This window comes from Specibacter sp. NPDC057265 (assembly GCF_042668835.1).
In the GTDB taxonomy this organism is placed as follows: domain Bacteria; phylum Actinomycetota; class Actinomycetes; order Actinomycetales; family Micrococcaceae; genus Specibacter.
Map to the genome: position 1 here is coordinate 52452 of NZ_JBHUYE010000017.1, position 12001 is coordinate 64452.

The following is a 12001-nucleotide window of genomic DNA, read 5'->3' on the forward strand; positions in this document are numbered from 1 at the left end:
TCGCCATTGAATGCTCCGGTGATCATCGATGCTGGGGCAGTTCCAGCAATTTGGAATTAATGCGGTGTCGCACTGGTTACCGCGTAGTAACGCGCGTAACCAAGTGAACGTGTTTTAGATTACTCGCGTTACTTCTTTGCTGTCAAGAGGAAACTTAATCCATAAGAAGCTACTTCAAATGGGACCACCGATTGAAGGCCTCGCCGCAGCGAAGCCATACGTAGGAGTCATTCGTGCAGCGCAGAGCGTTGCATCGTGCCCGATAAGGCAGCAGACAGCGTCATTCGAGCCGGCGCCGCCGTCAACCGCGACATCTCGGCCGGCGTCATGCGGTGGGCAATGCCGCCCGCGCCCTCCGGTCGATCGACGAATGAGTCTCCTTTCGGAGGGAACCACCATTCGGACCGCGACGGCTCGACCCGCACCGACGAGGCCGGATTATCGACGCATGTTTGCAGGTGATCGGTGAAGTCGGTGTGACAGGCACCTCACACCGCAAGGTGGGAGCCGTCGCGGACGTCTTGCTTGGGTCGATGACTCATCATTTTGAGAAAAAGGACGACCTTCTCATCCTGACCTCCCCCCGCTTCACGGTCGCCTACACTTCCCATAAGCGTCTCAGCGCGGGGGCCAACGTTGCGGCCGTACAGCCGGTGGTGAAGCTGAACATGACCAAAGTACTCGGAACCGGGCGGAAGTTAGTCCCCACCCCCAAGTTATATACCCTCGCAGCGCGACATCCGGAGTATCGCAGTATCACCGGGAGTTGGACGTCCCGCGGCCGGACAGCACTCAAGCAGCACTTCGACCAGGATATTGCGCACATTCTCAACGCACTGATCGAAAAGGCCTCAGCATTCACCGGACACTCGATTACAAGCCAATGAGCGAGGAATTTTAGTCCAACGGATCACCCCATGGCTGGAGGCCGCGCTGCGAACGTGGCCACCAGCCCAAAGGAGCGGTTGCTCCACGGGAACACCAAAGGCTGCAACGGCATCGCAGTTCTCCCACTTGCGGGACTAATGGCGATCATCCTCACCCACGCCGAAGACCCCGCATCCGACCCAAATCCTTCGAAAGACAGGCATAATCCACTCCATTCCCTAGACTCAAGGAACGTGGACGAATAAACCCGCCAGCGTGACCAGCGACGACGACGGCCTCCATGTCACCGCGCGCAAAAGTAGCGATGCCTGGCACATCACGTCCTACGGCTTCGTCCGCTCCTCAGAACTCACACTGTTGGACAGCCTGAAGCCGGAGTCTGCGCTTGAGGTGCAGTTCCATCTCGACCTCACCGAGCAATTCGGCCAGGCAGGCACTCAGCGACGGCGAAGAGAGCCTCGGAGCTGTCATGACGCAGGGTACCTCTGATTGGTCCTTGTCTCCATTGCCCGGCTAGGCCGGGCACTGGGTGACAATCCGCGGCAACCGGCCGGGCAACGCGCTGACCGTGCGTGCCCCGCGGCTTCGAATGCTCGCTTGGCGGGCTTACAATCCCAGCGAAGCGCACATAATTGCTGGTCAGACCGAAGCGCTCGAGCTGATATGCGACTTCAATGTCACCCGCACGGTGCAGCAGCGCGAACAGGCACGCTTAGCGCACCAGATGTTCGGATCCCCCGGCGACGGGTGTTACATCGAGCCTCCGTGGCCGGAGAATGGGGTGGTCACAACGTCCACACCGGCAACTCCAACCTCACCCTGGTCGATGACGGGGACATCCACATCGGCGACAACGCCATGCCGCCTCGGGTTCATAAAATTGGTGGTGGGATGAACCTCACCAGCATGCAGCAGTTTAGGCAGCTTCTCAAGTAGGTAGTCCAGATCAGCCGCTGTCAGATCCACAACGCCGAACGGCCGCATGGCCTCAAATCTAGTAAGTGCGCCACCAAGCCCTTGACGAGCTCAAGGGCGCCGGGTCTGGGTACGAGCAGTCCCACCAGATCAATCAGCAGGCTCGCCCCCCGCGCGCGCCGCTGGATTAAAGCGGAGATTTATGGCGGAGGTCGGAGGGGTCTGGAACAGTTCACAAAGTTCGCCAAACACCCGACGTTCTTCATCAAGCGACACCGTCGGATGGAGCCGCATAGCGTCAATGACTCGGGCACGGTAGAGGTCGATGGCCACTTCCAAATCGACCCCTTGCGCAATCGCCGATTCCACAGCCGATTGGTAAGACAGCCGTGCAAGCAAGAGAGTACCAATCATCACTGCCAACCAAAGGGGATGCTCGAGCAGTGCCGCCGGATCGCGGATCAGCCACAGAAAGCTGACGATGCCCGCCAAAGTCCACGTGACGGCAAGCCTAACGGAGACGTCGAGTTGAGTAACTTCATCATCCATCCCTGCACGGACTCGCTCAGGCAACAGGTGGAATAGCCTGGGCCAAATGATGACGCTCTCGAGACCATAACGCTGTCCGACGCTGTCCTCCGATGCACGGAGCGCGTTTCCTAATGCGGTTGGAAGGAGCCGATCTTCCGCCGGAAACCTCTGCCGTATTTGCGACTCGGCGTTTTGTGACCGTTCATTGGCGGCGATCCGCGCAGCATCCGAATTGCGGCTGGGCACAGACGCGATGCGACCCCGGATGCGATCTCGCCTTCGCAACTCAAACCAGACGCCGAGACGAAAGAGGAACTCAGGAAACCAGGCTGGCCAGTACCCTTCCATGAGTTGCACTAGCCGGAATTGTAATGGCTGAAGGGAGACTGCGATGGCGACCGAAACGGCCGAGATGACGAGTGCGCCGGCTCCGCCGATGGAGACAACGGTTGCCTGGATACTCAACCACGACAAATTCTTCTCGGGCGCGTCGGCCGCGATTAGGAATGCCACCACGCTGACCGCAAGAATGGTAGGCAACAAGCCGATGACTTGAAGCCTACTTCCGAAGTCTTTCAATGCTTCAACGATGAACGCAAGACTAGCAAGGGGTGCGGCCAGCGGCGGTTAACTGACAGCCGGAATGGTGCGTGTCTCTTTTTTGCATTTCTTATTCGGACAGCGCCCTATATCGAGTGCGGAGACAGCGATCTCGTATTCAAGCCCGCAAGTGCAAGTGACGGAGATCTTCTGCCCAACGCCGGGCGCACCTCTAAGGCGCCTGCCTGGGGATCCACCAACTGGACTCATTAGCGCCTCCGCTCTAAGGATAAGCCCATTGACTCACTCCTGGCCAGATATTAAATGGGCTATGAGTTAACGAAGATGATTGCGGTGTGTCCTCCTGAGTTGTAAATGAGCAGGGGGTTGCCGCTTTCCGACGCTCTTGTGGTCCCGGTCGTCGAAGAGGCCAAGGACCTGGCCGGTGTCCAGAGCCACGATTGTCGTCATCCGCGGCTCGAACCGTGGCCGCGCCCTTCGTCGCCGGGACCTGGAAGTAGCGCACTGACCGGAACCGGTGCTCCTTGATGCCCAGCATCCGGGGGACTGAGTGCATCCATGTCCAGCCGTCACAACAGACATGTCTCGGTCAACCGTAAAGGATCTCTGTCGTTGGTTTCGGCGATCCTGTGGTGGGCAGCTCCAGTCCGAGGAATCAATGCCGTCAAACCAGGATCGGATTCAGGTTTTCGCATCTTGTCACGACAGAATGGGGTAGTGAGTTACGACACTTCTGAGTTGCCGGAACAGGACCCGTTGCCGGGCCTCAACGCCGAGCAGGCGCCCAACCGAGACCCGGCACTGGCCCGTGAGCTGAGCGAGTTGCGGCTGGACAACGCCCGACTCCGCAAACTACTCGAACTTAGTGAGGAGAAAGCCGCGGCGGCCAATGCCGACCAGCCGGTGTTCGCCGCGACCATGCCGGCCGGCCCGGTGACCATGCACTCCGCACCGGAAACCAAGGTCCTGTTTTTTGAAAACCTGTTCCACTGCCGCGACAACGTGTACGCAATGCGTTAGGAAAATACTCAGGACGGGCGGTCGGGCTGGGTACCCGCGGTCGTCGGTGGCTGGCACAAGGGAAAGCCACGCGACAGCGTCTCCTTTCTCAAGCTCACACCTTCAGTCGTGGCAGACCCTCTAACTGGCGCAAAACACATCGGCCTGTACCGGCTCACTGAAAAAGACACCTGCTGGTGGATCGCAGCGGATTTTGACGGCAGTGCAGCCATCATGGACGCATTGGCCTACGTCAAGGCCGCCCGGTTCCGCGGCATTCCCGCCGCACTCGAAATTTCCCAGTCGGGCCGTGGCGCGCACGTGTGGATCTTCTTCACGGAGGCCGTTGCCGCAGCATCGGCCCGGCAGCTGGGCACGGGCCTCATCCACGAGGCCATAGGACTGCGGGGCAGCATGAGCTTGTCCAGCTATGACAGACTGTTCCCTTCGCAAGACGCGCACACAGTGCGCCCGTCAAGTTTTTGAGACAGTTTGATTGATTTTTCTTCTTACGCTGCTGCTTGGTTGGTTTGATTCTGGTACTCGGTCAGGGCCCTTGCCGGCGGTAGTCCTTGGTTGTTGCTGTGGGGCCGGCGCCTGTTGTACCAAGATTCGATGTATTCCATGACCGCGGTCCGTGCGGACAGGTGGTTGGGAAAAGCGTGGTGGTGGTACATCTCTGTCTTGAGGTGCGAAAAAAAATTTTCGGCCACGGAATTGTCCCAGCACACACCTGTCTCACCCATGGACTGGGTGATGTTGTTCCCAGCACACCACCGCTGGAAAGCGCCGGAAGTGTATTGCGAGCCCCGGTCGGAATTAAGCCGAATTCGGCTTAATTCCGATTATGCCGAGGAATCCGTTAAGCCGAGGTTAGTGAGTTCACCCTTGTGATCCGGGGTTCTGGGGCTTGTTCCTCGGCTTAATATTTCCCTCTAGCCTGTCTTGTATCCATGCTCCTAGTGGAAGGACAAGGCAATGGATATGACAGTTACGGCTATCGGCAATGCTGTTGTGGCAGCGTTGGAAGACGCCGGCTACATGCACTCAACGATTGGTCAGGTTCGCAAGTCCATCAAATGGCTTGGTGTGCTTGCTCAGAAGCAGGATGGCATCTACACGATCGGGTTGGGTGCGGAATTCGCTTCCATGACGACCAGTCCCCGCACCGGGCGGTACAGCACCCAGCGTCACAATGACTACAACCGGTTGGTGTGGTTGTTCGACTCGTTCGTGCTCACCGGCATTGTAGATGTATCCACACGACCCAGCGGCCAGCAGGGGAAGCAACCTGATAGTGCTGAATTCACCAGATTGCTGGAGTCGTTCTCGCAAGACATGGAGCAGCGTGGCTTGGCACGATCAACACGGAGCGGGTTCGGGTTGTTGGCTTGCGAGTATTTGAACTTCTTGGAGGCGAGTGGGATTTCCTCGTGGGATGATGCCGACGGGGCCAGTGTTCTGGGGTTTCTTCAATCCCTTCGCAACCGCTGGGCTGATACGAGCCTGTGGTCGGCAGTGGCCAGCTTTCGTCCGTTTTTGAAGTTCACAGCCCGCACGGACCTCCTCGATGCGTTGGTGCTGGCCAGGGCCAAACGGCACCACAAGATCATTCCCTTGCTTGATTCCGGGGTTGAACGGCAGATTGTTGATGCCTGCCAAGTGGGATTGGTCTCTGCTCGGGATGCAGCGATTGTCCTGCTGTCCCTACTCACGGGCCTGCGTGCGTGCGATATACGCGGACTGCAACTGGCTGACATCGACTGGCGCGGTGGCACGATCGGGATCGTGCAGCAAAAGACCCGCAACCCGCTGACCTTGCCGCTGCCCCCGCTGGTGGTGGCCAAGCTGGCCCGTTACGTCCTGGATGAGCGGCCACTATCCGATGCGAAGGAAGTCTTCTTGAGGTTGAAGGCCCCGCATGTTGCCTTGGCCGACCATGCATCGATTTACGTGATCATTAACAAGGTCTTCAGTGCCTCCGGGGTGGAGGATGTTAACGTTGGATCACGCGCTCTTCGCTATAACGCGGCATCGAAGTTGCTGCAGGCGGGCACCGCGTTGCCGACGATCTCAGCAATCCTGGGCCACGCTCACAGTGACTCGACCAATGTGTATCTCAACGCTGACACGCAACGGTTGCGTGCCTGCGTCTTTCCAATGCCGGAAGAGGCACGGCGATGAGCGCGCCAGTGTTCACCAGTGTGTTTGCCGAGGACCTGACCCGGTATCTGGCCTTCAAACAGGGCATGGGCTGCTACGGCAACTCACGGATCTGGTACCTACGCAGCTTCGATGCCTACTGCACGGAACACGGGGCGGTCGCTTTTGACCAGCAGACCGTCGAAGGCTGGGTGATTTTGATGAAGGCCGCCCAGCCGGGCTCTGCACCCTCGTGGATGTCATACATCAGGGACTTCGGCCGCTGGATGCGAACCCACCACAACCCGAAGGCTTATGTGCTGACCGAATCTTGGCGGGCCGGATTCGTCCGTTCCCAGCCCTTCTTGTTGCGCGCGGAAGAAATCTCCCGGTTCTTCCGATCCGCAGCCGAGTTGGAGACCATCTCGCCGTGGAAATGGCAGTCGGTCGCCTTCTTCACCTTGATGCACTCGTGCGGGCTTCGGACCTGTGAAACCCGCAGGCTGAGAACCCAGGACGTTGACTTCCATCAAGGGGAGATTGATGTGTTGTGGTCTAAGGGCAACAGAAGCCGGCGCCTGCCGATCACCAATGAGGTCATCGATATCCTCGCCGAATGCGACCGGATGTCCCGCAAAAGGTTCGGGCACCAGCGTCCCGGGTTCTTTGTTTCTTCAACCCCTGCCCCGGTCTTGGAAGCCGCGATCGCGGTCATGTTTAACCGGATCTGGGACCACGCCGGGCTGCCCCGGCCCAGTGGCAGCAATCAGCCTCATCCGTACTCCTTCCGTCACCATTTCGCTTACGCCAACATCGAACGATGGATGTCAGAAGGCACCGACGTCAATGCGATGCTGCCCTACCTCGCCCGTTACATGGGCCACGCCTCACTGGATAGCACCTACTACTACATTCACACGTCACCGGACTTCATGGATGGCTACACGGCTCTCACCCACGAAGGCCAAAGCGTATTTCCCGAGGTGGGATTCCCATGAAACACACACCACGCGAGCAGGCCCCTGACTTCTGGGGGTACGCCCGGAACTACCTGCACCACTTCCTGCCCCAAGTCAGGGCCTTGGCACCGCGCAGCATTGAGGCATACCGGATCAGTCTGGAGAGCTACATCTATTACCTGGTCACCGAGAGACATTTTCCTCGTCAAGACATCGGTTTTGACCACTTTGACCGTCAAGTCATCAAGGACTGGCTGGTCTGGATGCGGCAAAACAAGAACTACGAGCCGGCAACCATCGGCCTGCGCCTAAGCGCCATCAAAGCCTTCCTGAACTTCGCCGCCGCAGAAGACATCACCCTGGTCGCTGTCTACCAAGCAGCTAAGAGCCTCAAGGCGCCAGCCACACCGCGCAAACCCATCGAATACCTCCAAGAGAACGAGACAACAGCCCTCCTGGCCGCCCACGACGGCAAGGACGTGAAGTCCCGGCGGAATCGCATGCTGCTCATCCTGCTCTACGACACCGGTGCACGCGTCGGTGAGATCACCGCACTCACCCTTGACGACCTGTCACTGGCAAAACCGGCCCACTTGACGCTCACAGGGAAACGGGACAAAAGCCGCGTCGTTCCCTTGGGCGAGAAAACCATCGAACATCTGATGGTCTACCTTCAGGAATTCCACCCGCAACGCACCACCCGGCCGCTGTTCTACAGCTACCACCTGGGCCAAGCAACAGCCCTTTCCAGCGACACCATTGCTGCGGTGCTCAGCACAGCCGGGGACCTCGCCCGCCAACGGTGCCCTTCGCTCCCGGAGAGGCTCCACTGCCACATGCTGCGAAAAACTAAAGCCATGGACCTCTACAAACAAGGCATACCGTTACCGATCATCATGCAGCTGCTCGGCCACGAAAGTATGAGCACCACCTCGGCGTTCTACGCCTTCGCCACCCTTGATATGATGCGCGAAGCAATGAACGCAGCCACCCCAGCCATCCATGAATCAAACACCCAAGCAATCAGCGACGATGAACTTCAACTCCTCTACACCCTGAAATAACTCACAACGTTAAGCCGAGGAACAAGCCCCAGAACCCCGAATCACAAGGGTGAACTCACCAACCTCGGCTTAACGGATTCCTCGGCATAATCCGAATGAAATATGGCCCCGCCCGGGTGAAGGCGGCCGTGGTCCCGGGCCATGGTGAGTGCGTCAATGATCAGCCCGGTGCGCATATGCGATGCCATCGACCAACCGACCACCATGCGGGTCGCCAAATCAATCACAGTGGCCAGGTACAGCCAGCCGGAACCAGTTTTCAGGTAAGTGATGTCCCCGACGAGCTTCGTGCCAGGAACCGTGGCGGTGAAGTCCCGCTTGCCGTCGGCATCGAGCATGTGGTTCTTGATGTGCCCGGTCCTAGCTGCTGGATCCACGGCCGTGGTCTTTTTCCACGCCCGCATCCGCACCGCACGGATGCCTTGTTTGTTCATGATCGCCCCGACCGTTCCAGCCGCGACCAGCACGCCCTCGTGGCCCAGGATCGTGGTGATCTGGTCCCGCCCGGCCATGCCCTTCTCCCGCTCATAGACCCGGCAAACCTCCCGGGTGAGCTGCTCATGGCGGACCTGGGTCGGGGTCGGTTCCGCCGGCTTCGTCCAGCGGTAGAACGAGGACCTGGGCACTTTCAATTGCTGGCACATCCAGTCGATTTTGTAGTGTTCCTTCTCCTGCCAAATAAACGTGTAGTAATCGTCTATCGTTGCTTCGCGGCGAAGAAGGCACTGACTTTTCCCAGGAACTCGATCTCCCGTTTCAGCTCGGCATTCTCGGCCTGCAACGCCTTGTATTTCGCCCATTCCACCGGACCGGGATCATCCTGCAAGGCTTCCGGGTGTTCTTCCTTCCACGCCCTGACCCAGTTCCCCAGCGTGCCGTCACTGACACCAATCTCCTTCGCGACCTGCACGATCGGCCGGCCGGAGGAAATCAACAACTCAACAGCCTCGGCCTTGAACTCCGGACTGAACTTACGACGATTAGACATGAAACAGATTCTCCTAAACCCTGTCCCAAATCACCATACGGGCGCAGACCGCCGAGCATCCGACCTTCGAGGCAGTCCACACCGTGCGCGTTAGCGGCGGCTAGTTGGGCTATCGCAGTGGTCAAGTAGAGTAAGCAAATCAATCGGTACAGACGTGGGGGAACATGAGCGATCCAATTACCATAGACAGAATTATTTCGCGGGTACAGCTGGGTGAGCTGCGAATCCCTGGGTTTCAGCGGAATTTTGTATGGGAGCCTCAGCAGGCAGCCCTTCTGATGGACAGTATTTTCAAGGGCTTCCCCTTTGGCTCCGTCCTCCTATGGAGAACAGCGAACAGCCTCCGAACAGAACAGAAACTTGGCGGATTCACACTGCCGCCACCCGCAAAACAATACCCAATCGACTATGTGCTAGATGGTCAGCAGCGAATCACTTCAATTTTTGCGACTTTCCAAAATAATATTGCGAGCGACGACGAAAATCCTGAAGTGTGGCTTCCGATCTACTACGATTTCGAAGCCGCAGCCGACGCGCAGGAATCTCGATTTGTCGCCCTAAGCGCACATGAGGTCGACTTGCAGCGACACTTTCCGCTGAAGACCTTCTTCAGCCCAGTTGCCTTCTCTCGACACGCGCAGAGCCTTTCTGAACCTCTCTTTGAAGAGATTGTCAAGGTTCAGCAAAGATTCGTCACAACGCTAATACCCGTTCAGACCTTCGAAAGTGAAGACCGAACGAGCGTTGCCATTGTCTTTGAAAGAGTAAACCGTTTGGGCGTAGAACTTAACATGTTCCAGCTCCTTACAGCTTGGACATGGAGTGAAGACTTCGACCTTCAACAGGAATTTAATTCTTTGTCGGAATCATTCGATGACTTTGGCTTCGGAGACGTCGGATCAGACAACGATCTGATGTTGCGATGCTGTTCAGCGATTCTGGTCGGCGATCCCTCGCCTACTGCCCTCATCAACGTAAACGGCGCGGAAGTCCGGGCGAGTTTCGCGACTGTATCCAAAGCGTTGGAACTATCAGTTGACTTCCTGCGACGGAATCTTCTTGTCCGCCATCTGAAATTTCTGCCTTACCAAGCCCTGCTTATTCCTCTGGCAGCCTACTTTTCGAAGAAGCAATCAGACGCGACGCCCGACATCGATCGGCAAGTACTCCTTCGCTGGTTCTGGCGGACGTCGTTCTCACACAGGTATAGCGGCAACCCGCTTCGCAGTGTGCGTTCGGATGTAGAAGAAGCAATTAAGCTTCGAAACGGAGAACCATCAACGCTCGACGACATCAAATTCCAAATTGGGCCATCCTTCTTCATGGACCATGCTTTTCGGTCGGCCAATGTGGCCTCAAAGTGCTTGATCCTGCTTCTAGCGGCAGAACGTCCGAAAACATTCCTAAGCGGAGAGGAAGTGGACCTCGACCAGGTACTTTCCGAACCCAACCGCAAGGAATACCACCATTGCTTCCCCCGGCAGTACTTGATTGACTCTGGGATCACCGTGGAAAATTCCGAGATAAACCGGCTTGCGAACCTAGCCTTCATTAGCAGAGTGGACAATAGAACGATACTTGCAAAGGCACCATCGACTTATCGTTCACTAATGCCAACCGACACAGCTGAAATCCAGAAGCATGCGCTCCTTCCAGACTCACTATTTACTGACGATTGGGACACGTTCTGCTCCGAGCGAGCTCAGCTCCTCAGCAATGCAGCCGCTCAGCGTTTGATGTGATTCCTAAAGGCCCCTGTTCTGAACTGGGGCCTTTCTCTTGCCCCAACGGCGCCGCCGATCGAAGTAAATAATTGACTTTCTGTTGCTGGAACTGCTGTATCATCACCGCTCCAATTTATTGACTTTCGAGTAATCGGGCAGATTTGACTGACCGGCGAAGATCCTCATCAACTCGGCTGACGTTTGTTCGTCAAGTAAGGACGGATTAGCCTCAAGCATCGACTTGATGTAGCCGGAAAACTGTTGTGGTGTCAGCTGCCCCGCTGGTTCCTTCGTGTCCAGCATGGCATCGCTATCTTCAATTCGAGCGATAGAGAGAATTTTCCTTTGTTCATCTTTGAAGTCCCCAGCTGCAAGCATCGCCCCAAAACGCTGATTCCACTCGGTACTCGTCATGCTGATATTAGACGGTCTACCCGCAACCTCTATCGTCTTCGTGGGGGCTTCTAAAATTGTGGGATCCTCAGCGGTGGGAGGGGCGGCAGCAACTCGCTTGTTCGCAATACGCGGTGTGAACATTCGCTTGCACGCAGATTTCAAGGGCAGAACGGCAGCCTCTTTCCACCAGTGCTTTACGTGTGGCGCCGCCGCTGTGACGGCCCAAACGGTGCTCGCCGTGATCATTGCAGCTATTTGATCAACGAGTTCCCGTTCCCATGGCGTTAACTCACGCGGCATTTCGCGTTCGTTGCTCGACGAGTAGTCTTCAACAAGCTCATCGACCCATTCCCACGCGGCGTGTCCTTTGAGATCATTCGTGCCATTTTCGAAGAGGTGGCCCGTGACAGCACCAACAATTTTGCGTGAAGTCCCAAGGTGCTGGCCTTCGGGAATGATTGGCTGATATGGCATATTTCGATAGTACAGATGTAAAGCATTAATAACCTTGGAGGCCCACTTCTGAGGCGCGCTCTTCGGACAGGAAAATGGATACCATTCGGATTGGCCGCTAACCCGGAGAGTTTGTGGAGAGTTAAGCCGTGAATGGCCCCTTTCGGGGCCATTCACACATCTAAGAACCGCTAGATTCCGGGCTTTCTGGGCCCCCTGTCGGATTCGAACCGACGACCCCCGCTGTCGCCTCTATCTCCAACTTCGTCTTGTCAAAAGCCGTTCCTGAACCGTCCCGGAAATCATGCCGCCGTTTTGTGGGCGGCAGCGTCGGGTAACGAGCCGGAATTTTCATCATAGTAGATACGCTCGAATTCCTCC

11 protein-coding genes and 4 pseudogenes are annotated in these 12001 nt (G+C 57.1%); 9 read left to right on the top strand and 6 right to left on the bottom strand.

Annotated elements, in window-relative coordinates; translation table 11 throughout:
• Nucleotides 1–440 precede the first annotated feature (440 nt).
• From ACFUCV_RS11920 to ACFUCV_RS11930, 3 genes and pseudogenes are all read left to right on the top strand, one after another.
• Nucleotides 441–887 carry a TetR/AcrR family transcriptional regulator gene (locus tag ACFUCV_RS11920; protein WP_380815940.1) on the top strand — a complete coding sequence of 149 codons (447 nt, stop codon included), beginning with the start codon at nt 441–443 and terminating at the stop codon, nt 885–887.
• Nucleotides 888–1134: 247 nt separating this feature from the next.
• Nucleotides 1135–1377: pseudogene (locus ACFUCV_RS11925) on the top strand (DUF1349 domain-containing protein); the annotation flags it as partial.
• A gap of 100 nt (nt 1378–1477) precedes the next feature.
• A pseudogene (locus tag ACFUCV_RS11930) lies at nt 1478–1618 on the top strand (maltose acetyltransferase domain-containing protein); the annotation flags it as partial.
• 20 nt (nt 1619–1638) lie between these two features.
• Here ACFUCV_RS11930 and ACFUCV_RS11935 read toward each other — a convergent pair.
• On the bottom strand, nt 1639–1872 hold the full coding sequence (locus tag ACFUCV_RS11935) for a hypothetical protein (protein WP_380815943.1): 234 nt from the start codon (nt 1870–1872) through the stop codon (nt 1639–1641).
• Between the two features lie 81 nt (nt 1873–1953).
• The gene (locus tag ACFUCV_RS11940; RefSeq protein ID WP_380815914.1) at nt 1954–2913 is read right to left on the bottom strand and encodes a hypothetical protein; all 960 of its coding nucleotides are present in this window, start codon (nt 2911–2913) and stop codon (nt 1954–1956) included.
• 699 nt (nt 2914–3612) lie between these two features.
• Here ACFUCV_RS11940 and ACFUCV_RS11945 point away from each other — a divergent pair.
• Together ACFUCV_RS11945 and ACFUCV_RS11950 are read left to right on the top strand one after the other, a co-directional pair.
• Nucleotides 3613–3915: a hypothetical protein gene (locus tag ACFUCV_RS11945; RefSeq protein ID WP_380815916.1), complete on the top strand. Its 303-nt coding sequence runs from the start codon at nt 3613–3615 to the stop codon at nt 3913–3915.
• Between the two features lie 21 nt (nt 3916–3936).
• Nucleotides 3937–4380, top strand: a pseudogene (locus ACFUCV_RS11950) (helicase); the annotation flags it as partial.
• Nucleotides 4381–4403: 23 nt separating this feature from the next.
• On the opposite strand, the pseudogene ACFUCV_RS11955 reads toward ACFUCV_RS11950, so the two are convergent.
• Nucleotides 4404–4715 (bottom strand): annotated as a pseudogene (locus ACFUCV_RS11955) (integrase core domain-containing protein); the annotation flags it as partial.
• A 157-nt stretch (nt 4716–4872) separates the two neighbouring features.
• On the opposite strand from ACFUCV_RS11955, the gene ACFUCV_RS11960 reads away from it, so the two are divergent.
• From ACFUCV_RS11960 to ACFUCV_RS11970, 3 genes are read left to right on the top strand one after another with little or no spacing between them, the layout of a single operon-like run.
• The gene (locus ACFUCV_RS11960; protein WP_380815919.1) at nt 4873–6078 is read left to right on the top strand and encodes a tyrosine-type recombinase/integrase; all 1206 of its coding nucleotides are present in this window, start codon (nt 4873–4875) and stop codon (nt 6076–6078) included.
• Complete coding sequence (locus ACFUCV_RS11965; RefSeq protein ID WP_380815921.1) at nt 6075–7034, top strand: tyrosine-type recombinase/integrase; 960 nt, start codon at nt 6075–6077, stop codon at nt 7032–7034. The genes ACFUCV_RS11960 and ACFUCV_RS11965 overlap by 4 nt, the downstream gene beginning before the upstream one ends.
• Nucleotides 7031–8059, top strand: coding sequence for a tyrosine-type recombinase/integrase (locus tag ACFUCV_RS11970; protein WP_380815924.1), 1029 nt, complete (start codon nt 7031–7033; stop codon nt 8057–8059). Before ACFUCV_RS11965 ends, ACFUCV_RS11970 begins: the two co-directional genes overlap by 4 nt.
• A gap of 41 nt (nt 8060–8100) precedes the next feature.
• On the opposite strand, the gene ACFUCV_RS11975 is transcribed toward ACFUCV_RS11970, so the two are convergent.
• A complete protein-coding gene (locus ACFUCV_RS11975) occupies nt 8101–8703 on the bottom strand; it encodes a DDE-type integrase/transposase/recombinase (RefSeq protein ID WP_380815927.1) in 603 nt (200 codons plus the stop codon).
• 53 nt (nt 8704–8756) lie between these two features.
• Nucleotides 8757–9047, bottom strand: a complete 291-nt coding sequence (locus ACFUCV_RS11980) for a transposase (protein ID WP_380815931.1) — start codon at nt 9045–9047, stop codon at nt 8757–8759.
• 164 nt (nt 9048–9211) lie between these two features.
• Here ACFUCV_RS11980 and ACFUCV_RS11985 point away from each other — a divergent pair, with 164 nt between their 5' ends.
• Nucleotides 9212–10789, top strand: coding sequence for a DUF262 domain-containing protein (locus tag ACFUCV_RS11985; RefSeq protein WP_380815934.1), 1578 nt, complete (start codon nt 9212–9214; stop codon nt 10787–10789).
• A 102-nt stretch (nt 10790–10891) separates the two neighbouring features.
• Here ACFUCV_RS11985 and ACFUCV_RS11990 read toward each other — a convergent pair whose 3' ends face one another.
• Nucleotides 10892–11641, bottom strand: a complete 750-nt coding sequence (locus ACFUCV_RS11990) for a hypothetical protein (protein WP_380815936.1) — start codon at nt 11639–11641, stop codon at nt 10892–10894.
• Between the last annotated feature and the right edge of the window lie 360 nt (nt 11642–12001).